At 45.7% G+C, this 23,026-nt stretch carries 20 protein-coding genes; 6 read left to right on the top strand and 14 right to left on the bottom strand.

Translation table 11 applies throughout. The features are described from left to right. The first annotated feature begins 844 nt into the window (after nt 1-844). Entirely contained in the window at nt 845-2,308 is a 1,464-nt protein-coding gene (locus BC343_RS09705) for a methyltransferase RsmF C-terminal domain-like protein (RefSeq protein ID WP_238381736.1), read from the top strand. A gap of 165 nt (nt 2,309-2,473) precedes the next feature. On the opposite strand, the gene BC343_RS09700 is transcribed toward BC343_RS09705, so the two are convergent. Together BC343_RS09700 and BC343_RS09695 are read right to left on the bottom strand one after the other, a co-directional pair. After that, complete coding sequence (locus BC343_RS09700; RefSeq protein ID WP_078347581.1) at nt 2,474-4,369, bottom strand: SPFH domain-containing protein; 1,896 nt, start codon at nt 4,367-4,369, stop codon at nt 2,474-2,476. A 169-nt stretch (nt 4,370-4,538) separates the two neighbouring features. Continuing rightward, a complete protein-coding gene (locus BC343_RS09695; RefSeq protein ID WP_078347580.1) occupies nt 4,539-6,269 on the bottom strand; it encodes a PAS domain S-box protein in 1,731 nt (576 codons plus the stop codon). Nucleotides 6,270-6,471: 202 nt separating this feature from the next. On the opposite strand from BC343_RS09695, the gene BC343_RS09690 reads away from it, so the two are divergent. After that, nucleotides 6,472-6,984 carry a 30S ribosomal protein S16 gene (locus BC343_RS09690; RefSeq protein WP_078347579.1) on the top strand — a complete coding sequence of 171 codons (513 nt, stop codon included), beginning with the start codon at nt 6,472-6,474 and terminating at the stop codon, nt 6,982-6,984. 139 nt (nt 6,985-7,123) lie between these two features. Then, nucleotides 7,124-7,648, top strand: coding sequence for a ribosome maturation factor RimM (gene rimM / locus BC343_RS09685; protein ID WP_078347578.1), 525 nt, complete (start codon nt 7,124-7,126; stop codon nt 7,646-7,648). Between the two features lie 7 nt (nt 7,649-7,655). On the opposite strand, the gene BC343_RS09680 is transcribed toward rimM, so the two are convergent. Then, complete coding sequence (locus BC343_RS09680) at nt 7,656-8,342, bottom strand: hypothetical protein (protein WP_143822128.1); 687 nt, start codon at nt 8,340-8,342, stop codon at nt 7,656-7,658. 164 nt (nt 8,343-8,506) lie between these two features. Next, nucleotides 8,507-9,196, bottom strand: a complete 690-nt coding sequence (locus BC343_RS09675; protein ID WP_078347576.1) for a hypothetical protein — start codon at nt 9,194-9,196, stop codon at nt 8,507-8,509. Between the two features lie 107 nt (nt 9,197-9,303). Between BC343_RS09675 and BC343_RS09670 the strand changes: the two genes are divergently transcribed. Next, complete coding sequence (locus tag BC343_RS09670; protein WP_078347575.1) at nt 9,304-10,701, top strand: LutB/LldF family L-lactate oxidation iron-sulfur protein; 1,398 nt, start codon at nt 9,304-9,306, stop codon at nt 10,699-10,701. Continuing rightward, nucleotides 10,701-11,246: a dihydrofolate reductase family protein gene (locus BC343_RS09665; RefSeq protein ID WP_078347574.1), complete on the top strand. Its 546-nt coding sequence runs from the start codon at nt 10,701-10,703 to the stop codon at nt 11,244-11,246. Before BC343_RS09670 ends, BC343_RS09665 begins: the two co-directional genes overlap by 1 nt. A gap of 311 nt (nt 11,247-11,557) precedes the next feature. Here BC343_RS09665 and BC343_RS09660 read toward each other — a convergent pair whose 3' ends face one another. The 10 genes from BC343_RS09660 to BC343_RS09615 form a co-directional block, all read right to left on the bottom strand. Beyond that, the gene (locus BC343_RS09660) at nt 11,558-12,799 is read right to left on the bottom strand and encodes an SAM-dependent methyltransferase (RefSeq protein ID WP_078347573.1); all 1,242 of its coding nucleotides are present in this window, start codon (nt 12,797-12,799) and stop codon (nt 11,558-11,560) included. Nucleotides 12,800-12,871: 72 nt separating this feature from the next. Then, the gene (locus BC343_RS09655) at nt 12,872-13,687 is read right to left on the bottom strand and encodes a DUF1365 domain-containing protein (RefSeq protein ID WP_202909759.1); all 816 of its coding nucleotides are present in this window, start codon (nt 13,685-13,687) and stop codon (nt 12,872-12,874) included. Nucleotides 13,688-13,736: 49 nt separating this feature from the next. After that, nucleotides 13,737-14,384 carry a hypothetical protein gene (locus BC343_RS09650; RefSeq protein WP_078347572.1) on the bottom strand — a complete coding sequence of 216 codons (648 nt, stop codon included), beginning with the start codon at nt 14,382-14,384 and terminating at the stop codon, nt 13,737-13,739. A gap of 62 nt (nt 14,385-14,446) precedes the next feature. Continuing rightward, nucleotides 14,447-15,724, bottom strand: a complete 1,278-nt coding sequence (locus BC343_RS09645) for an NAD(P)/FAD-dependent oxidoreductase (protein ID WP_078347571.1) — start codon at nt 15,722-15,724, stop codon at nt 14,447-14,449. A 1-nt stretch (nt 15,725) separates the two neighbouring features. Next, nucleotides 15,726-16,859 (bottom strand): alpha/beta hydrolase, encoded by a 1,134-nt coding sequence (locus BC343_RS09640; protein ID WP_078347570.1) that lies wholly within the window; start codon nt 16,857-16,859, stop codon nt 15,726-15,728. Further along, nucleotides 16,856-17,890, bottom strand: a complete 1,035-nt coding sequence (locus BC343_RS09635) for an SAM-dependent methyltransferase (protein WP_078347569.1) — start codon at nt 17,888-17,890, stop codon at nt 16,856-16,858. Before BC343_RS09635 ends, BC343_RS09640 begins: the two co-directional genes overlap by 4 nt. A gap of 181 nt (nt 17,891-18,071) precedes the next feature. Beyond that, complete coding sequence (locus tag BC343_RS09630; RefSeq protein WP_078347568.1) at nt 18,072-18,869, bottom strand: DUF1295 domain-containing protein; 798 nt, start codon at nt 18,867-18,869, stop codon at nt 18,072-18,074. After that, entirely contained in the window at nt 18,862-19,197 is a 336-nt protein-coding gene (locus tag BC343_RS09625) for a DUF1475 family protein (RefSeq protein WP_078347567.1), read from the bottom strand. Before BC343_RS09625 ends, BC343_RS09630 begins: the two co-directional genes overlap by 8 nt. Before the next feature lie 402 nt (nt 19,198-19,599). After that, nucleotides 19,600-20,475: a TIM barrel protein gene (locus tag BC343_RS09620; RefSeq protein WP_078347566.1), complete on the bottom strand. Its 876-nt coding sequence runs from the start codon at nt 20,473-20,475 to the stop codon at nt 19,600-19,602. An 84-nt stretch (nt 20,476-20,559) separates the two neighbouring features. Continuing rightward, nucleotides 20,560-21,792 (bottom strand): DEAD/DEAH box helicase, encoded by a 1,233-nt coding sequence (locus BC343_RS09615; RefSeq protein ID WP_202909758.1) that lies wholly within the window; start codon nt 21,790-21,792, stop codon nt 20,560-20,562. A gap of 173 nt (nt 21,793-21,965) precedes the next feature. Here BC343_RS09615 and BC343_RS09610 point away from each other — a divergent pair, with 173 nt between their 5' ends. Then, nucleotides 21,966-22,979 carry a hypothetical protein gene (locus BC343_RS09610; protein WP_078347565.1) on the top strand — a complete coding sequence of 338 codons (1,014 nt, stop codon included), beginning with the start codon at nt 21,966-21,968 and terminating at the stop codon, nt 22,977-22,979. Nucleotides 22,980-23,026: the final 47 nt, after the last annotated feature.

Here is a 23,026-nt window from a genome sequence, read left to right as displayed (position 1 = left end):
GTATTAGGCCTGCCGCTAGCGTTCATCCTGAGCCAGGATCAAACTCTCCATTGTATAATGTGTTGTTCAAATCCAAGCCCTATTAAACTCAATCAATAGAAACTTGTAAAAAAAATATTCTCTTACAAAGCCCCTCTAATCTTCAAGCTTCTTTCTTTTTAGCTATAACCACCTCGCGGTTGTTACGCTGCATTTTTATTGTCTTCCTGTCTCTTTAAGAACTTTATCGGCTAACCCGTCGCAGGCGCCTGTTTTATGTTTTTGTGCCTTTCAACACTTTAAACTTTCAATCTTTTTTAACCTCGAATTGCTCTCGGCTTCTTAACGTTTTTCCGCGTTTCCGCTCCCTCGTTTTGGGACTGCAAAGGTAGAAGCTTTTTTCTATTTTCCAAAATTTATTTTCAAATAATTTTTGGCTTCTTTTTCCTTCTTTTCCCACTCAACCTCTCGGCTTTTGCGGGCTGCAAAGGTAGCGAATTTTTATCTTCACTCGCAAACTTTATTTTTTAAATTTTTTCGTTTGCTTTCCCTTCAATGTACTACCCGCTTTCCTTTCGGTCTTGCGGGCTGCAAAGGTGCAGATTATTTAGTTTCATATCAAGTGAAAAACTCACTTTTCTTTAACTTTTTTCTATCTGCCTGATGTTCAAAAAACAACGCCCTTTTCGTTTGAGCGGATACAAATGTAAGGAGAAAGGCCCTTTCGGCCCAAAAGAAATTTCAAATAATTAAAACAATTTTATAACTCATTGAAAGCTAAATAAAACCAAGGCTCCATGGTATGGGTTGCAACACCCATTTGGTACACTAAGCCTCAAAACGGGCAAGTTTACAAACGCTTAAAATGCGCGTAACCATTACATCGCGAAGCAAAATTCTTCCCAAAACTGCCCAAACGCCCGAATATTTTTTGCGTAAGTTTGAAACTGATATGGATAATTACGCTTTTCCACCACACTTTTTAGAACAACTGGCTACCGAACCGGGTTTCAACGAGGCTTCTTTTATAGAAGCACACCAAAATAATACGTCGATTACCTCTGTCCGGCTCAACCCTTTTAAACTGTCGCCCCTAAAAACGGACGGACAGGTTGCCTGGTGTGCCGAAGGACGCTATATTAATATACGACCCTCCTTTACTTTCGACCCTTTGTTTCATGCCGGGGCATATTATGTGCAAGAAGCATCTTCTATGTTCATTGCCCATATCCTGCAAACTATACGCCCTGATAAGGAAGAACCGATTAAGGTATTAGACCTTTGCGCTGCCCCGGGAGGTAAAAGCACGTTGCTTAATTCGGCTCTGGAGCCTGCGGACCTATTGGTGGCAAACGAAATTATTAAAACCCGCGTACCTATATTAACAGATAACCTCACCCGCTGGGGAACATCGAACACTATAGTTACTAATAACGACCCGCGCGACTTCTCTGCCATAAAAGGTTTCTTTGATGTAGTATTGGTTGATGCGCCTTGCTCGGGTTCGGGCATGTTCAGGAAAGACCCCGCCGCCATGAACGAATGGAGCGAAGCCAACGTGAACCTTTGCCACCAACGACAGGAACGCATACTTGCCGACGTTTACCCCGCCATAGCAGAAGACGGCTACCTTATATATAGCACCTGCAGTTACTCGCACCAGGAGAACGAGGATATACTGGATTGGCTGTGCGCCGAGTTTGATATGGAGAGCGTACGTATACCTATATATAAGGAGTGGGGGATAGTAGAAACCGAATCGCCGCAGCAAAAAGCATGGGGCTACCGCTTTTACCCGGGGCAGGTTTTGGGCGAAGGGTTATTTGCTGCCTGCCTGCGCAAGCGCGAAAACAGCGGCGGCAGTAATTATAAAAGCAATGCGCAGCAAAAACTGCCAATGAAGGAGATAGAGCAGATAAAAACATACCTGAATAGCCCGGAAGATTTTTACCTGTTTAAGGTTGCTGAAGATTGGCTTGCCATAAACCGCGAACATAAGGAGAGCCTAAACGCACTGCACCGCCACCTTTATATCAAAAAGTCGGGCGTGCGTATTGGTAAACTGGCGGGGCGCGATTTGATACCCGACCATGAACTGGCGCAAAGCCTTATTATTAATAAAGATGAGTTTTTAACTACTCCTTTAAATAAGGACCAGGCGATACAGTACCTGCGCCGCGATAATATAGATATAACAATAGCCGATAAAGGCTGGAGCCTGATGGAATACGAGGGGCTTGCCCTGGGCTGGGCGAAATTGCTGCCTAACCGTATTAATAATTATTACCCTAAGGAGATAAGGATATTGGCAAATGCGCCGGGTAATTAATTCCCGATGTCATTTCGATGAGCAGTAGCAAGGCAGGTGCGAGGTGCGAAGAGAAATCTTCGGCACAACGGCATTCCGGCTATGTAAGCGGGGCGGGGTGAACAAAAAAAGGAGCACCGGTTTGCCGGCACTCCTTGGTGTGTGTGATATGGTTTAGGTGTATTATTATTCTATATCCTGTGCAGATTTGCTGCTTGCTGTGCTTTCGCGTTGCAGTTTTTTCAGCATCTCGTTGCCTATAAGGGCATCTATCATACCGTTGCTGCCGCCATCTTTTCCGCTTACCAAAATTTCGGGCACCAGTTTTACACCGTTGCTGGCCAAAGCTTCGGCTACGCGCACAATAGCATATTGCTCAGTACCCATGGCTTCGGTTTTCTGTTTGGTTACTTCGGCTTCTGCCAAACCTATCGCTTTAATTTTACCGGCTTCGGCGCTACCATTCACTTCGGTTGCAGCAGCATCGGCTTTGGCGTTAATAGTTTTGGCTTCGGCATCTGCCTTGGCAATAATGGTTTTGTTCTCGGCATCAGCCTTAGCATTAATAATACGTGCTTCGGCGTCACCTTTTGCGGCAGCAACTTTTGAGGCTGCCATTTGGGTGTTTATCTCCACCTGGCGGGTAGATTTTACAACCTCGGGCTGCATATCGGCACCGGCTTTAGCGCTTTCAAATTCCTTACGCTCTATTTGTGCACTCTTTTGTATCTCGTAAGTAACGCGTTCCTGCTCGGCAATTTTACGGTCGGTAAGGGTACGCATCAATGCTTCGGGAGGCACAATGTCGCCTATCAGCGTATCTACACCTTCTACGTTATAGTCTGCCAGTACTTTGCCAATTTGGGCACGGGCATCTTCCTGCCTTTGCGAACGGTTGGTTAAGAACTCGATAACACCACTTTTTTGTGCCGAGTTACGGAAGTAGTTGGCAATGGTAGGCTCCAGCACCTGCGATACCAGGTTTTTCATGTTACCGAAACGGGCGATAACCTTTGGCGCTTCGTTACGCGGGATATGGATAATTTGCGACACATCGAGGTTGAAGGTAAAACCATCAGACGACCTTACGCTGATCGTACACAGGTTCTTATCCAGCTCGTGCGATTCGGTGCGGCTGTTTGCCCAGTTTAGTACGATGTTGGTGGTAGGCACAATTTCTACCGTGTGCGTATAAATATTTACGGGGTGCTTGCCCGGGTCCAGCGGTTCGTCCCAAACACCCTTTTCAAATTTCTTTACAATGTTACCGTGGGTAAAGCCTACGCCGCTGGTATCTATACCTTCGGGGCCCACAAAGGAGTTAACTACGCCTACGTAACCGATGTGAATGTGCACCATCTCTACCTGCTCCACAATGGCGAACCATGGGTTAAGGTAATAGGTACCTGCCAGTATCACGTCTTCCTGCAAGCCTTTTTTACCACCCGACTGGATAAAGGCCATAGGATCCTGATAGTTACGGTGCCCCGGTACCGAACCACCGGCAATTTCGCCTTTATCAAGCGGCTCGCCATCCAATGTGGTTACAATGCCCACCTTGTTTTCCTGAATACGGGTGATAGGCACCATCTCTATCTCGAACAGATAGGTATTGATACGGTAACTACCCGGTGTAAGGAAGGCGGCTTGCGGGCCTTTTTGCCCTTTGTTTTCGAGGAAGGCTTGCGCATCCTGGAATTTATCGCAGTCTACCGGGCGGCCCAGTACACGGCCAATATCCATGGGTGCACCGTCTTTAGCTTTTACCAGCCCCAGTTTATCCTGCGGGATAACGGTAAAATGCTCCATGGTAATGGCATACTGCCAGGGCCACATACGCCAGTACAAACCCGGCGCAAGCGGCTTGGCCTGCATACCGGCTTCGCCATGTATGGCTATAATGCGGCCATCGGGCAGCCGCGTTGCGCCATAAAGCGAGAATTTCTTAACAACCAAACCAATACGGTCATCCGGAACGATGATCATACCAAAGAAAACCTGAAGTACAAATTTGTACATCAACAGGGCAGCAGCCAGCGGCAATACCCACCAGAATTGGAGAATTGAAATAGAATCAGACATTTTTTGTTTTTGATTAATTTACCGGGGCCCTTAAGGTGCGGGCTCCTCACAATAACTTACAGCTTTATGAGACCTTGGCTGTATAGCGTTACATATGATTATTGGCAATTACACTTGTTACAAAAAAATAAGGAAATATTTTTAGGCTTAACCGGCTGCCGCCCAATGCTTAGTTGTTGCGCTGTTGCCCGGTAAAGGTATTATCAACAATGGTGCGTATCACCTCGTCAATTTCGTTACTTACGGCATGCAGCAGGTTTATAGCTTCGCGGTTTTCGGGGTTGTTAAAATTCTCAAAATCTATCACATTAATAAGCCCCAGCATACTGGCAACCGGGCGGCGCAATTCGTGCGAGCTTAGTGATGCTATCTGGCGCAGGCGTTCGTTTTGGTCGATGATCTCTTTTTCCGATTCGAGGCGCGATGTTATCTCCCTGCCAAAACAGCCCGAACCTACCACCCCACCAATATTATCATACAAGGGGTAAAAGTTCACCTCGTAATACAGGGCCCTACCGGGGATAGAGTGCGTATTCTCGTAAACTACCGAATAAGTTTCGCCATGGAGTGCGCGGCGGTAAAATTCAGTCCATGTTTCGCGTACTTTTTCGGGCCCGTATACAATTACCTCTTCCCCGGTGGCGGGTATAATGCCGGCTTCTTTATAAACGGCATTTTTATAGGCATTGTTCATATATATGTACCGCCCCTTAGTATCAATGGACCATATCAGGTCGGTAGTGTTATTTATAAGTGCCTCCAGGTTATTGCGGGTACGGTTAAGCTCTTCTTCGGCAACCTTCTGTTCGGTAATATCTTTAACAAAAACGGTTAATCCCTCGGCAGCCGGGTAAACGGTTATCCTGAACCATAAGCCCGATGTAGGTACAAACTCGGTATACTGCACCGTTCGTTGCATTTTGGCGGCAAGCTTAAACTGCCTTTCCGATTGCCCGCCAACCAGTATCGGGAACACGTCCCAAATAGAATTACCCACCAACTCAGTTTGCGTGCGGTTGCATATTTTTTCGAAAGCCTTATTGGTTTTGATGAAGCGCCAGTCGTTATCCAATATCAAAAACGAATCGGTAATACTCTCTATAAAGTTATCCAATTGCTCGGCAGCCCGCTTTGCCTCGGCTTCGCGAAGCTGTTTCTCGCTGATATCCAACCCCACGCCCTGTATCTCGGTAACCTCTCCCCGTTCGTTCACTATCGAAATAAATTCCCATTCGGAAGGGTGGCGCGCACCGCTCTTATCCATCTTATCGCGCACCAGCGGTATTATTTTACCGGGGTTTGCAAGGCATTCGTTAAAGGCGCGTTCGCAGCGCTCCAGGTCTTCGGGTGCGGTATTAATGGTGAAGTGATGCCCAAGCAGCTCATCGGCAGTGTAGCCAAAAACCTTGCAGTACTGTTTATTTACAAAAGTGAAATGCCCCGTTTTATTGAGGCGCATCAAAAAGTTGGTTTGCGAGTTGATGAGCGATAACAGGAATTGCTCGCGCTTCAGGGCATCTGTCTGCGCACCATCCTCATCATTCAATATATCGGGCGCATGTTCATTCAGGATGCTCAGTACCACTTGCTGACCGGTAACCGCATCTGTATACATGCTGCGGCGCTCGGTTATATACCGCACCTCTAAACTATGCGGCGGTAAAATGCGGTAATTAAGTTCGATGGTTTGCCCGTCTACCAGTTCGGTGGTAGCCTTGCGCACAGCGGGTAGGTCTGACGAGTGAATGATGGTATACCAAAAATCTTTACCCTCGGGCACCTCGTTATCAGCATAACCCGAGAGCATACCAATGCAGGGGCCAATAGTGATGTATTGGTTCAACGGCAGGTTAAATGCTATAACGCATTCGCTTATGATGGGCAAAATGCTGGTTTGCATACTCGGTGGTTAAGGTGCTGTTATAAAGTTATAACAAATTAAACATTAAATGTTACGCAAATAAAGTTTAGCGCTTTTAGATGTGCTAATTATCAATTATATCCGATTAATAATTAGGCTTTTAATTTATTATAAAAATGTTTACCTTTGCATCCCCGCAGAAAGAACTCCGGGGACAATGTTGAATACATAACTTTAAAAAATGGCAACTAAAATTAGACTGCAAAGACACGGTAAAAAAGGCAAACCTTTTTACTACATTGTAGTAGCTGACGCCCGCGCACCTCGCGATGGCCGTTTCATTGAGCGTGTTGGTTCGTACAACCCTAACACCAACCCTGCTACTATCGACATCAATTTCGACAAAACCCTTGAGTGGGTGAACAATGGCGCACAGCCAACCGACACCTGCCGTGCAATACTGTCTTACAAAGGCGTATTATACAAAAAACACTTACAAGGCGGTGTTAAAAAAGGTGCATTAACTGAAGAGCAGGCAGATGCTAAATTTGCTGAATGGCTTGACCAGAAAGACAGCAAAATCACCGGCAAAAAATCTAACCTTAACGCTGCAAAAGTTGAAGCACGCAAAGCTGCTTTAGTTGCTGAAGCTAAAAAGAAAGAAGAAAAAGCCGCTGCTATTGCTGCTAAAAACACGCCACCTGCAGAAGAAGTTGCTGAAGAAGCAGCACCGGAAGCAGAAAGCGCTGAATAATTATTTGAGAGGCAAGAGTAAAGAATCAAGAGCCAGGACAAAGATCTTATTTCTTGATTCTCAACTCTTGATTCTGAACAATGGCGAAGCAACCCAACGGTTCTTCGCCATTGTTATTTAACAACATTTTTTTTGAGAGATGGCAACAGAAGGATACTTCAGGATAGGTACGGTATTAAAAACCAAAGGGCTTAAAGGCGAGATGCAGCTATACATGGATTTTGAAGATGTAGAGCGCATTAAGATAACCTCGATATTTTTGGATATTGCGGGTAAGCTTGTTCCGTTTTTTGTGGAATCGATAAAGCATAACCAAAAGAACAGCGCCTACCTTTACCTGGAAGATATCGACACCATCGAAAAAGCATCGGCACTGGTGCGTAAGGATATTTACCTGCCCAACAAAGCCAAACCCAAAAAGAAACGCGAAGAATTTACCCTGAAAGACCTGAAGGGCTTCACGGCGGTAGATATACACGAGGGCGAACTGGGCGAGATAACCGCTATACAGGAATATCCGCAGCAGTTGATAGCTACTGTGACCTATAAAGATGTAGAGGTATTATTCCCGCTGAACGAAAGCATCATACAGGGGATAGACCGCGTGAAGGACATCGTAACTGTAGACCTGCCCGAAGGCTTGCTGGATGTGTATTTAGATTAAGCCTCCCTTACTTCCCCGCAAACACTACCGATTTGGATGCCATCATGTGGTTAACGCCGGTGATATCATCGCGGTTGCGCGGGTTAATAGCGTAGCGCGATATGGTATCGCCCGTGGCGGTAGATATAAGCGATATTTCGTAATCGAAATTATTGGCTTTAACATACTCTACCTCCGGCGGGTAGCCATTGTTGATAGCCGAAAGCGCACCGCTTAAAACGGTCAACCCTATATTCGTCCAGGTGGCGGCACTTTGCGACATGAAATGCTCCCTGTCCATCCGCACTTTTATTACCAGGTCGGCACCCAACATACGGCCAACACTATCCGGCGGCATTGTCCAGGCAGTGCGCAGGTCTGCCATTTTGGTAAGCAATGTTTTATTTACGGTGTAAGCATCCATCAATACAACAGGGTATTGCTTATCGCGACGGGTATGCACATTCTTAAAATCTAACAACGCCTGCTGCACCTCAAACTGCAGATCCTGGCTGGCGGTTTGCTCCTGCTCGTACCAATCTTCTTTGCGGGGTTGTTTGCCGCTGTAGTAAACATCCGCAGGTAATACCGCTAAGGTTTTCCCATCGATATTATTGTTGTTAAGATAAGCCTTATTGATATAAACACCGCTGCTACCGCAGGATGAGAGTAGCATTAATAATGCGATGGACAGGCAAGGTAGTATTGTTTTCATATTAGGTATATGCAATCAATACGGCGGAAGTTTAGCGTTATTATTATCTGATAAAAAAATATTAAGCTAAGACCATAATTAATATCACGCAAAGACGCCAAGGCGCAAAGTTTTTGATTTTCTACTTAGCGGCTTTGCGCCTTTGCGTGACAAAACAGCCTAACCTATTTTGCCGCGAACACTACCGAACGCGATGCCATTGCTTTGTTAATGCCATTAATGCTCTTGCTGTTCTCGCTGTTCGGGTCGCCAACGTAGCGCGATACTATTTCGCCGGTATGGGCATCAATTAACGAAACCTCGTAGCCAATGTCTTCGGCAGTTACACGTGGCAGCAACACCACATCTTTATTTTTCTTATTCGAGTTCAGCAAACCTTCCAGCACAAAAGCACCTGCGTTTATGCCTTTAGCCAGGTTCTCATCCATATAACGCTCGCGCGACATGCGGACTTTGAACACTAAATCGGCACCAATGATGCGGCCAACGCTATCGGGTGCCATTGTCCAGGCGGTACGCAGGTCCACCATTTTGTTGCGCAGGCGGGCGTTAACCGTATTGGTGTTCATCAGCTCCACTTTATACTGATGCTTTTTAGGCTGATTTCTTTCTTTATGCAACAGGTAGGCTTGCTCCAGTTGGGCTTGCAGATTCAGACTGGTGGCTTGCTCCTGGGTATACCAGTCGGTATTTTTGGGTTGCTTGCCGGCGTAGTAAACTTCTACAGGCAGTATGGCCACCGTTTTGCCGACTATATTGTGTGCTGCCAAATAGCCTTTGTTATTATAAACTTCGTGCGAGCAGGACGATGCCAATGCTGCAATTAAGGTGATGAGGGTAAGTATCTTTTTCATACCCGCATGACGGGCGCGCTGATACGGGTGTTACAAACCCTGCTTAAAAAGGCAATATTTTTAACTACACCCTAAAACATAATTGCGATTATTTAATTTCGCATTTAATGGGAAACATTGCAAAGGAGTTTTTAGAGGCATCGGAACTTAAGGCGTTCGATTTAGGGCACCGTAAGATCATCAACTACAACATTGGCAAGTACGATGCTTCAGTTGCGCGCGGGCTATCGCGCATGATAAACCTCGATAACTCTAAAAAGAAGGGGCATGCCATCAAATGGAAAGTGATGGAGAACCTGGATAAGCTGCTGCCCGAATTTGAGGCAAATTTTCAGAAACGCGGTGGCAAAGTAATTTGGGCAAACGATGCCGAAGAAGCGCAGCGCGAGGTACTGAACATTCTTACGAAAGCGAATGCCAAATCGGTCATCAAATCTAAATCGATGGCTACCGAGGAGATACACCTCAATTCATTCCTGGAGAGCAACAACATCGAATCGCTGGAAAGCGACTTGGGCGAATACATTGTGCAACTGCTTGGCCAGCGCCCATACCATATTGTTACACCGGCCATGCATCTTTCTAAGGATGATATTGCCAAACTTTTTAACGAACGCTTCGGCACGCCTATAGATGCTACGCCCGAGCAACTTACCGCAAAAGCCCGCGAACTATTGCGCGAGAAATATTTAAGTGCTGATGCTGGCATAACCGGTGCCAACTTCTTGTTAGCCGATACGGGGAGTATTGCCATCAGCGAGAACGAAGGCAACGCGAGGTTGAGCACATCTTTCCCTAAAATACACATCGCTATTGTGGGGATAGAAAAACTCATCCCTTCTATTGCTGACCTCGACCTGTTTTGGCCCATGTTATCTACCCACGGCACGGGGCAAAACCTTACCGTTTACAACACCATTTTAAGTGGCCCGCGCCAACCCGGCGAAACCGACGGCCCCGAAGAAATGTATGTGATATTGCTTGATAACGGGCGCACCAACCTGCTGGCGCAAAAAGAACAGCGCCAGGGGCTTTACTGCATCCGTTGCGGGGCTTGCTTAAACGTATGCCCGGTTTATAAAAACATAGGCGGGCATAGTTACGAAACATCCTACACCGGGCCAATAGGCTCGGTTATTACGCCGCACATGCGCGGGATGGAAGATTTTAAGCACCTCAGCTACGCATCCAGTTTGTGCGGTGCCTGCACCAGTGTTTGCCCTGTAAAAATCGACATCCACAAAATGTTACTGCTTAACCGCCGCGATGCCGTTACCGAGGGGCTTATCCCTAAAAAAGAACAGTGGGGCTGGGCACTCTGGCGCAAAGGCATGATGAAACGCAAGCTAACGGATTTCTTTGGCGGTGGTGTGAAGAACTGGCTGCTACGCTTTTTCTTTAAAGGTACCTGGGGACATTTTAAAGAGATGCCGGTAGTTGCCGAAAAATCGTTTGCCAAACAATGGGTGGAGCGTAACCAACCCGAGAAAGAAGAAAAAGACTAATGCGGAAAGTTATATTGAATGTTGCGGTAAGCCTTGATGGGCTTATTGAAGGGCCTAATGGCGAATACGATTGGTGCTTTGTGGACCAGGATTACGGTATGTCCGCTTTTTTTGATGAGATAGATGCTGTATTCATCGGTCGCAAAAGCTACGAACTCGTACGCACCATGCCCGAAATGCTGGCCGGTAAAAAGGTATACGTTTTTTCGGATACACTCGTACCCGGCGAGAACGAAAACGTAGAGGTTATATCATCTGCCGATTTTGAACATGCTGTTGAAGGCATCCTGAACGAAGCGGGCAAAAACATTTGGCTGTTCGGTGGGGCAAGTTTGCTATCGGCACTTCTGAATAAAAATTGGGTAACGGAGATGTTGTTATCTATTCATCCAATTGTTTTAGGCGAAGGCAAGCCACTGTTCGCAGGTATTAAAGACAGGATAAAGCTACAAGTTACCGGGCAACAGATTTACGATACTGGGCTGGTGCAAATACGCTACACCGTAATGCCGAAGTTTGATATGGAGATGCTAAAGATGCTTTAACAGTTTGCAGTTTCCGGTTGGCAGTTTGCAGTGACCCTACGTTGCCTCTTTTTAACCGCAAAGTGCGCAGAGTTTTCGCAAAGAAACACAAAGCATTTGTTAGGCACTAAAGAAAGTTAAACGGCGAGATTTTTAAGAATCAAGCTTTCCTAATTATTACAATACAAAGGGCGCAAGTTTTTTACTTTGCGCCCTTTGCGTTTTTTCTCTGCGTTCTTTGCGGTAAAATAGCCACTATGCGGATTTAGCTTTTCAGAAAGGCCGAAGTAAAGTCCAATGTGCAAACTGCCCACCGCAAACTGCCAACTGAATTAATAACTCATATTATTCGGCCTTGAATACACCAAATGCATTACGTTGATATTGCGCATAGCGAAGGCCGCCTCGCAGTAGCAGAGGTAGTAATTCCACTTGCGGATGAATGTATCATCAAATCCCAGCGACTTTACTTTGCCTAAGTTGAGGTTAAATTGCTCGTACCAAAGTTTCAGGGTTTTGGCGTAATCTATTCCTAAATCTTTAAGGTCCACTAAGGTCATATCGCCGGTGCGGTTGATGGAGCCATTGATGGCTGCTACCGAGGGCAGCAGCGAGCCGGGGAAAATATGTTTTTGTATCCAGTCTACCCCTTTGCGCAGGCTATCGTAGCGGCAATCGGGTGAGGTTATTACTTGTATGGCCAGCAGTCCGTTTTTCTTAAGGAGGTTGTGGCATTGTTTAAAATAAACATCCAAAAACTTGTGGCCAACGGCCTCCAGCATCTCTACTGATACGATTTTATCGTACTGACCTTCAAGTGTGCGGTAATCACGCATCTCAATACTTACTTTATGCGATAGACCGGCGGCTTCTACGCGCTCGGTAGCCAGTTTGTGCTGCTCGGCAGATATAGTGAGCGATGTTACTTTGCAACCATAAGTTTTTGCCATATAAATAGCGTTGCCACCCCATCCGCTACCTATCTCTAAAACATGGTCGGCAGGTTTTAAATGCAGTTGGCGGCAAAGGCGGTCGTACTTGGCTATCTGCGCTTCTTCTAATGATAAGCCGTCGCGGAAAAAGTACGCGCTGGAGTAGGTCATGGTAGGGTCGAGGAAGCTGGCGAAGAAATCGTTATTCAAATCGTAATGTTCGGATATATTCTTGCGTGAGCCATCCATCGTATTCGCGCGTTTAGATTGCGATAGCTTATTGAACCATTTGAACAGGTTGAGCGCCAAAGCCTGGGTTTTACCACCCGATACGCTCGGTGCGTTCTCAATATTCAGCAGCACCCATTTTATTACATTGGTAATATTATCGGTATCCCAAAGCCCATCGGTATAAGCTTCGCCAAAACCAATATCGCCGTAAAGTATTACACGTTTAAAAAACTCGTTGCTGTTTACTTTAATGTTGGCGGTTATATTCCCTTCGCCGGTACCAATACTTATCTCTTCGCCATCGGCAAGCGTAAGGTTAAGGAAACCCTTATCCATTTTATAAAGGAAACCCAGTACAATATCCTGGTATAAAGCGGTTCTTTTATTATTTAAAGATAACGAGTTGGCCATTATTGGTTTTTAACTTGGGGCTGTTTATTAACGTACGTAGTATTTGCGGCAAACAGTTTTACCGCGTTTATCCTAATTTGCTCTATACGGGCGATAAACGCCCCGTTGCTTATCCGCATTGTCGCCTTTGCGGTGGAAAGGCAGTTTCTTCAGCCATAACTTCAGCGCCTGCCAGTGTATCATGGCTATCACTTTTACGGTGATAAGCGGGAAACTAAAAAAGTACAGCAAAAGGTTTTTATCGGTTAAAGGTTTGCGGATGCCGGTAAGGGTACTGATAAAAAACCGCTTGCCGGCTTTATCATAGTCGTCTATCCGCACCTGTAATTTATCGCCGGGCACCTGCAGGTCGAAATCGAAACAGGTATCCATATCAATAAATGGCGACACGTAAAAATACTTCTCCGTATTAAGCTTAAAGCCAGCGTTTTGTTTGGTATCGCTACCCAAAAAATAAGGTTTTATCTCCAAAAAAGTATTGCATACTTCTACTATGGCGCAAAAGGGCTCATCGGCATCGTTATAACAATAGTAAAAAGACACGGGATTGAACTGGTAACCCAGCGTACATAGGTTGGTGAGCACCATAATACGCTTGGGAGGTATGGCAATGCTGTTCTCCGCTAAATAAGCGTTAATATGTTCGCGGGTAGTTTTGGCAGTATCAGGTTTTTCGCACGGAAGTTGCAGGTGGTCTTTATCCCTAAAATTGAACAGATTGAACCGGTTGCGGCTCATGAATTTTAGCCTGCGGGATAGCTCGTCTATCTCATCCAGATCGAGGTAGAACATAAATACCTCGTAATGGAAGCTATGCACTTTGGGCGCCAGGCGATGATGCATCACTTTGGCTTTGTATAAACAGGAATTGATATAGGGGCCGGGCATATATAAATATACGGGGAAAAGGGCTACTTAGTTTAGCCCGGTATGTACATCAAAACTCTACGTTGAAAACGTATTGATTAGTGAATTTTATAGACTTTAGCTTACCATACTCAAAGCTATAAATATGAGTTATATCATCAACACAGGCATTAAGGGCCACCACTTTATATTTGACCCTAAGCTCATCAGGAAAAAACTTAAAAAACTTCTTGTAAAAACTTTCGTCGGTCATTCCAACCTTTATTCCGTTCAACAACTCCGCTTCGCTATCATAGATCTCCCCTTTGGCTATATTGGAATGAGTTAAGGTGTCATCATCATCGAGAAAAAAAGCCAACTTACTGGATTTGTAGTTAAGCATATTCAACTTAAAACTTCCGAACCTACTTTCTACCACTTTATCGCTGATGGTAAATTTCTTCAATAGTGTATTTCGAAGATCGGATCGTGTTGTAGTTTTCCCAAAAGGATTGTAAACAAAATCATTACATGTAATAAATTTTAAGGTATCGCCCGTCACCCAAGCGGTATCTTGATCTATCAAGTTATTGGGTATAACCCATTGCCCGCTGACTTTGATAGCTTTCGATGTATCAATTAATTGCTGAGGAGTATTGCTGAGCGTTGTTGGCTTAGATTGGATGCAACCGAGCACCGAAACGAAGATCATTAACGCAGGAAGTATGTTTAGCTTCATTGGATATAGGCTTTGGCTGTGTAAATATACCAAAAAGAGCAATCCCCTTTTACGTATATTTCTTACCTCTGTATATCTCCATAAACATCTCGCCCCAGCATCTGCGAACACAATTTCACTGCACTGGCAAAAGCATCCTCGTGGAAACCGTATTTAAAATAGCTTCCGCAGAAATAAATAGGGCCGCTTTGGTTTAGCTTGTGCAGTTCATCCTGCGCCTGCATGGCGGAAACGTCGAACAGGGGGTGTTCGTAATCGATCTCGCGGATGATCTTCTTCTCGTCGATATTATTATGCGGATTGATGGATACGAAGTAATTGTTTTTATCGGATACACCCTGCAGTTTGTTCATCCAGTAGATGGTGCTCGGCGTTAGCTTGCCATCCTGCATTTGTATGCGGTAGTTCCAGCTGCTCCAGGCGAGTTTTTTGCGGGGCATAATGCCTTCGTCGGTATGCAGGGTGGCTTTGTTGTACTGGTATTTAAAGCATGATAGCAGGCGTTGCTCATCGGGTGTTGCGGCTTCCAGCATTTTTAGCGCCTGGTCGCCGTGTGAGGCGATGATCACCCTATCGAATATTTCCTGTGAGCCGTCACTCGCCAATACCAGTGCTTTACCATCTGCCAGGCGCGATACATTAACCACCTTGCGGTTCACCTTCATTTTATGTTTGAAGGGTTTTATCAATATCTCGCGATAGCTCTGGCTGCCGTTCACTGGGGTATACCATTGGTGTTGAGTATCCAGCCCCAGGAAACCGTGATTGAGGAAAAAGCGAATAAGCGATACGGCCGGGAAATCCAGCATTTGCTCCATTGGCGTGCTCCACACCGCCGAGCTCATGGGCACCAAATACTTCCATAGCATATCTTCGCTGTAGCCAAACTCTTTAATATATTGCCCGAGGGAATAATCGGCATACTTGGGGTCGTCCAGTATCTTAACGCTTTCCTTGTTAAAACGGGCTATTTGCCCAAGCATTTTTAGGTAAGGAATATTGAGGATATTACGGCGCTGGGCAAATAGGTGGTTTACGCTGCTGCCGCTATATTCCAGTTTGCTGGGTACGTGCTGCACACTGAAACTCATGTCGGTTTTCTTCACCGGCGCACCTATCTCGGCAAACAACTTGCAAAGGTTAGGGTAGGTTTTATAGTTGAACACCATAAAGCCGGTATCCATGTATATGGGCTTGCCATCTTCCTCTAACGTAACGGTATTGGTGTGGCCACCTATATAGTCGTTCTGCTCGTAAAAGGTAAGGTCGGTTTGGTTTTGCAGGAAATGCCCGCAGCCCATACCGGCAATGCCGGTGCCAATTATTGCTGTTTTATGCATGTTATTTGGTTACCGTGTTTATAAAACGCTCTACCACATAGGTTGATAGTTGCCCGCCCGGGCCATATAAGTTATAATCAAAACCGTGGGTTGCCCAGGGTAGTTTTAGCCAATAATGTTTGATACCGTTATCCGCCAGTTTTTTATTTAACCTGCGGCTATGTTGGGGTGACACCAGCACGTCGTTATCACCATGCAACATTAACGTGGGTACGCTTTGTTTGTTCACGAACTCCAACGGCGAGCAGGCTGCGTACTTTTGTGGTACCGCAGGGTACGAGCCGCCAATGTAGTTCTCCATTACCTTGCGCGAATCCATGATCAAAGGGTTCGATGGTATAGAGTAGCCCCAAACCATATCCGCCGGGCCATAAAAATCTACCACACCGCGCAAGCCGGGTTCAGGGTGAGTGTAGGCAGAAAGCAGAGCTATTTGTGCACCGGCCGAGCGCCCCAGCAGTACGAATTTGTTAGTGTCTATATTCAACTCATCGGCATGCGCCTTCAGGTAAGCAAAGGCTTCGGCAACATCTTCAACCGGGGCGGGTGTTTGGTATTGTGGTGCCAGGCGGTAATTTATAGCCGCCACCTGATAACCCTGCTTTGCCAGGTAACTGTTCAGCTCGGGCAGTTCAGAATTATCCCCCCCGGCCCAGGAGCCGCCATGTACCGATATTACACAAGGGCGTTTACCATCAAAGGCAGACGGGTAAAAGTTAAGGCTTAGGGGTACACCCCTATCATTATTATAAACGAATGTTTTAAAAGCAACTTTTGGTTTTGTCTCGAACATCCTGAAAAAGCTGAACGGCGCCTGCGTACTATCACCATTAACAATAGCACTGCCCGGGCCAAAGGCTTCTACAAACTCTTTTTTGAGAGAAGATGCTACCATATACGACCGCACAATGGGCGACAAGAAAAGCAACAACGCCACTACACCAATAAGCGTTGATGCCGCCTGGTATTTTTGAAACCAAATACCACTTGCCAGCACAACCGAAGTGATGCCCGCAAAAAGCAAGGGAAACTCGCTTACGCCGATGGCCAGCATCCACAGGTAATAAGCAGGTGCTTTAAAAACCGATAATAACGATACCAGGAAAAGAATTAGGAGGATAACAAGCCTTATCATGCAATGGTTTTGTGGAACAGGTAATGGCTTACTATCCATTCGTTACCATTGTTAAATGCCCAAAGCTCGGCACAGGCCAGGTAAAAAAGGCGCCAGTAAACCCACCACTTTAACGCTTGCGTGTTCCCGTAGGTTTCCTTAAAAATAGGTATAATTTCGGCTTTATGTTTGTCCATATTGGCAAGCCATGCCTCGGCGGTTTTGGCGTAATGGTTACCGCTTACCTGCCAATGGTTCTCTACCACCATATCGTCGTTAAAGTAAAACAGCAGGTCGTCGCTTGGCATCATACCGCCGGTGAAAAAATATTTGCTCATCCAGTCGGTATCATCCTTCACCTCAAATTTGTAAGCATACTCCTTGTGCGTAAATATATGCACGAACAGCTTGCCATCGGGCTTTAAAAACGACGCTACCTTTTTCATCAGCAACTGATAGTTACGCATATGCTCGAACATTTCTACCGATACCACCCTGTCGAATTGCTCCTTTATCTCGAAGGTGTTCATATCCGCAGTAAGTACTGTAAGGTTGGTAATGCCGCGCTGTTTTGCCTGCTTATCGATATACACTTTTTGCGTACGCGAGTTAGATACCACTTTAAAAGTACTGTCGGGATATTTTGCCGCCATGAATAACGATAGCGAACCCCATCCGCAACCCAGTTCCAGCACATGCTGCCCACCAGCCAAACCGGCGCGCTGGCAGGTAAGTTCCAGCATATCGGCTTCGGCTGTGTCCAAATCGGTTACGCCCAGCTTCCAATAGCCGCTACTATATTTTAAATGCTTGCCAAGGCAGTATTGGTAAAACGGAGTAGGCACCTCGTAATGTTGCTCGTTAGCATCGGAGGTATTTATAGCAATGGGAGATGCTTTTAACTCGGCTATCAGCCGCATCAGGTGAGCCTGCTGCGCTTCTACATCGGGTTTCTTCTCGTCATCAAGCCTTTGCTGTAATAGCTTGCGGATACCTTTCCGCAATAAAAAGTCAGGAACTTTATCTTGTTCTACGTATTTGTCGTACCACATTTTGAGGGGGAAGCGCTAATTGGTGCTGCTTAGTATTGTTTTAATTTATAGAATTATACGTGTTTATAAGCCACTCGGATTTTTGGCAAGGCTCTTTTTTGGCAGTTTAAGTGTGATGAAATCTGCAATTAAGTATTAAACAAAACTTCGCCTAATAGGAAATCTTTCAGCCGATACCCGATCATGTTTTTGCTTTTGGCCAGGGCACAAACACACTGGTTGTAGCCTGGTATTTTTTATAAGCTTCGGGTTTTGAGCGGAGCGACTGCTGCTCGGATGTAGGTATGCCCGTAACCTTTAGCAACAGATATAAAATTATAGCGGGACTTACAATTGCCAGATACCCATACGGCGAACCCAGCGCAAAAACAAAGTACGACACCCATATTAACCATTCGAAAAAGTAATTGGGGTGGCGCGAATAATGCCAAAGCCCCGTATCGCAAACCTTGCCTTTATTGGCAGTATCCTTTTTAAAGTTGGCCAACTGCTTATCGGCAACAGCTTCGCCAATTACGCTGACGGCCCAAAGCACTAAGCCTGCGTATTCAAATACCGATAATTGCGGCTCGGTATTCATGGCGATGATGAAAAAGGGGATAGCAAGCAATACATTGGATGCAGCCTGCATCTGAAAAAAACCAAACATTTTGGGTTCGGCGTTGGCACCCCATTCTTTGCGGATGTGGGCATAGCGCGGCTCTTCTTCGCGCAGGTGTTTGGTAATGCGGATGGCCAAATGTGTGCCCAAACGCAAGCCTGCTAAAAATACCATTCCGCATATCAGTTGCTTGCGCAGTTCGAAACCCGGCGCCAGCAAAAACAGGATAATAGCAATTACCGGAAAATTGTACGACCAAAAAATATCTACCACACCGGCATTCTTGATGCGGTAACTCCAAACCCATACCAGCGCCATAATAACGCAGCAGGCTATTAAACTAAACAGGGCGAGCTGCCAAACGCTGTAATTATCCATTGCGCGAGGTGAAAAATTCTTTTAAGCCTTCATTGGGTTTTAAACGGAAGAGCTGTATAAGCACGAACGCCGTGCTGGCTATGCTGCCCAACAGCACCAGTAGGATAAGCCAAACTATCTTTAGGGCGATACCTTTTTCCTTATAACACACCCATAGGTATATTACCGATACATTGGCATAAAAGTCCCAAAGGGTGGCGCGCATCCAGGGAATAGAGCCAAGGTAATCCCACTGCTCAAATAAATTGCTTTGCAGGCTGGTGGTAATTACGGTATAGCACACCCATAAAAAGATGATGCTAAAAATTATTTTGAGGGCTGTTATCATTCAATTGGAGTTGGCTTGTAATAATTGAATATACGGTGAATGCGGGAGGGAACGATTTTGTTTTGAGGGATATAATTTTAGCGAACAGCGTCGTGAACAATCGTTCACTTCTTGCGAGTAATAGCACATTATCAGACAGAACGTCGATTTTATAAAACGTTCCTATGGAACGTAAAATATTCATTGATGTGGTTCTACCCATAAGACATCCCTAAGGGATGAAAAACACTCGTTCCAGCGGAACGGTTTATCGGTAGAACTCAAAAAAGACAAATTTTCACGTTCCATAGGAACGTTTTATATGACCTGTCAAACCCGATGCTATTACTATGACGAGGGAATTAAAGAAAAAAGCCGAACCCTTTTCGGGTCCGGCTTATAACTATATCTATGATCCGGTAATTAAACCAGGTTAGCTTTAATGTAGCTGTAGCTTTTGGTAATGCTATCAAACGGATCGCCGGGGCAAACATCCTGCTCGTTGAAGAAGTATTGCAGGCCGGCTTTCTTAGAGTGTTTAAATATCTCTTTGAACGGAATAACACCATTACCTACTTCGGTAAACATTTGTTTAGGAGTGTTATCCATATCTTTTACGTGCCATAGCGGGAAACGGCCGGGGTTCTCGTTGAAGAGTTTAATAGGATCTTGTTTGGCGCGGTATATCCAGTAAATATCCATCTCCATTTTTACCAGGTCCTTATCGGTAGCGGTAAGCAGGGTTTCGTATGGGTATTTGCCGTCTTCTTGTTTAAACTCAAAATCGTGGTTGTGGTAACAAAGCTGTATACCTGCTTTTTTGCAGATCTCGCCGGCAGTATTCAGTTTATCAGCGGTTTGTTTGTAGTGGTCGAGGTTGCCGCGCTCGCCATCAAGCAAATAGGCGCAAACCATATATTTTAAGCCCACAGCTGCCGCATCATCAGCCGCTTTTGCCCATTCGTTCACAATAGTACCTTTAGTAGTAGGCATGCCTTCACCTAACATGTAGTGGCCGCTCACCATTTTAAGGCCGTTATCGCCCAAAACTTTTTTGAACTGTGCCGGCTCCATGCCATAAAATTTTTGTGTACCGGTGTAGGTTGCGCCTTCTACGGTATTAAAGCCCACTTTGGCCACTTTGGCAAGTGTTGCTACAGGGTCTTTTGCCATCGCATCGCGCACGGTGTATAACTGCACGCCAATTGCTTTTTTATCGCGGGCAAAAAGGTTTGGGGCCATTAAAAGGCCGGTACCCAACACCGCTGAGGTTTTGAGGAACGAACGTCTGGAAGTCATGGTATGGTTATTTTAATTGGTTTATTGTGTAAATGTAACACATTAGTTATTTCAAACCAATAGACCACATAAATTTTACAAGGTTTAATTTGCCGCCGGTTTTGGCTTGTTGCCTTTGTAACGATTCGGCCTGCGGCGCTTGTCTTTACGCGGGCCGCCGGCGGGACGTTCCTGTGCAATTGGCTCAATGCTTTTCAACTCTTCGGGGAGTTCTTTTTGCGGGATTTGCCTGTCTATGAGTTGCTCAATGCTTTTCAAACGCTTCAGGTCGCGGTCGTTCACAAAGGTGATCGCTGTGCCTGTTGTGGCGGCGCGTGCTGTACGGCCAATGCGGTGTACATAGTCTTCGGCATCGCCGGGAACATCGTAGTTGACAACCAGGTCTATCCCCTCCACATCGATACCGCGCGATAAGGCATCCGTACCAATGATGACCGGAAGCTGTTTGTTTTTAAACTTCAGCAATATCTCTTCGCGCTCACTCTGCTGCAAATCTGAGTGGAAAGCGGCAGTATTAACATGGGCATGCTTCAATTCTTTATAAAGCGCTCTTACAATTTCCTTCCGCGAAGCAAATACAATAGAGCTCTGGAAACCGCCATCTTTCAATATCATTTTTATCAGCGGCGTTTTTTGCTGATCGTGCAGGCGGTAAACCTGTTGGTCTATCCCCTCGGCAGGTTTAGATATGGCAACGCTTATCTGCTGCGGTTCGTGTAAAATGGCTTTTGCTAAATTGCGTATGCGGCCCGGCATGGTAGCCGAGAACAATAGCGTTTGGCGCTTTTTGGGCAGGTAGCTGATGATGCGCATAATATCATCGCTAAAACCCATATCCAGCATACGGTCGGCTTCGTCCAACACCAAATGGGTGATATGGTTCAGCTTCAGCACACCCGAGGTAAGGTGGGCTATCAGCCTGCCCGGTGTGGCAATAATAATGTTTACGCTGTTTTGTATACCACGGCGTTGCTGCTCGTAAGCAATACCATCGCCGCCGCCAAATACCGCCTGCGAGCTTATGCCCGTAAAATAGGCAAGGCCTTCTACCTGCTGGTCTATCTGCTGGGCCAGCTCACGCGTTGGGGCAAGTACCAGGGCAGTAGTTTGGTGTACGTTGTTATTGGCTATATAATTTAGAACCGGCAGCAGGTATGATGCTGTTTTGCCGGTGCCTGTTTGTGCGCAAGCTATCAGGTCGTCGCCATTCATAATAACCGGTATGGTTAATTCCTGAATAGGGGTGGCTTTGGTAAAGCCCATACTCAGCACGCCTTCTAATAGTTGTTCGTTGAAATTGAAATCCTGAAATGTCACTATATTCTGTATGTAAATTACGCAAGGTAGGCATTTTGTTTATAAAAGCGTTGGTAAACATCATAATGTCAACTCAAAGTCTTGTTTTAGCCTTAGTGTATTATATACAAAACATTGGCTGTTATTTCGCGTAGTTATTATTTACCTACTAAAAAACACAGTATAACTCAACAATGTTCATCTATGCAAAACAACTATTTAAAATACTTACAGGCTTAATTATTTTAATACCCCTCGCATATCAAACCAGCCGCGCTGCCGATACCGATACAGTTAAAGTAAAAGGTACCCCGGTCATCCAGGATACTATTACTTCGCTAATTGCATCGCGACTCATCAACCGCGATTTTAATGACATCTATATCCAAAACCTGCGCACCTCTTTCTTCGGCCAGGAACTTTTTCAGCCCATAAAAACCCAATTGGTGGCCGATGTGGTGGCCAACTTTGTGGTATACAATACGCCCAAATCGCGCCTGTTCGTAAACGCCTTTACGCGGGTGAAAATACGCCTGTTGAGTACCCCAGGGGCGCCAGTAAAATCGCCCAGCTATATGCCGGGGATACAACTATTTTACCGCCTTAATAATGATGTATACCACCCGGAGTTTCTCTCGGGAGGATACACGCACCACTCTAATGGGGTACGCGGCCCAACTTTGTTACCCGATAATAGTTTTAATGTGGATAGCGGCAAATTCTCTACCAACTTCTACTCGCTAAACTACACCGTGGGCAAACGTACCGACAAAACCGACATGGTGATAAACCAATACAAAACCATTGGAGTAGAGTTACATAGCGGTCTATTCGGTAAAGGCTCGGCGGCGGGGCTGCCGGGGCGCTATGGCTGGGTACGGGTCAACGGCACCTATATGCTCAACCTCGCCCGTGCTTACGACGACCCGATTAAAGAAAAACGTAAACTGTTTGCTAACTGGCAGCGCCTGCAGTTCGACTTTACTTATATAGCCGACAAGTACGAGAACTACAACGCCTTCAATCTAAAAAAGCGGCTAAACGTTAGCCTGAAATACTATTACCACCTGCCTTTCCTTTACGATGTATCTGTAATGGCAGGCGGTGGTTACCGTGGGCAGGATGATTATAACATATCCTTCCAAAGCAGTTACGGGTACGCCATGATAGGGGTGGCCTCGGGGTTATCGTTTCTGCTGAGCAGGTAGAACTTATAACTTCGCTTATAGCGATGGGTCTAAAACCCATCGCTATG

The sequence above is a fragment of the Mucilaginibacter pedocola genome, assembly GCF_002013915.1.
GTDB lineage: Bacteria > Bacteroidota > Bacteroidia > Sphingobacteriales > Sphingobacteriaceae > Mucilaginibacter > Mucilaginibacter pedocola.
The sequence above is the reverse complement of the archived record's forward strand: the minus strand, read 5'-3'. Positions and strand labels throughout refer to the sequence as shown.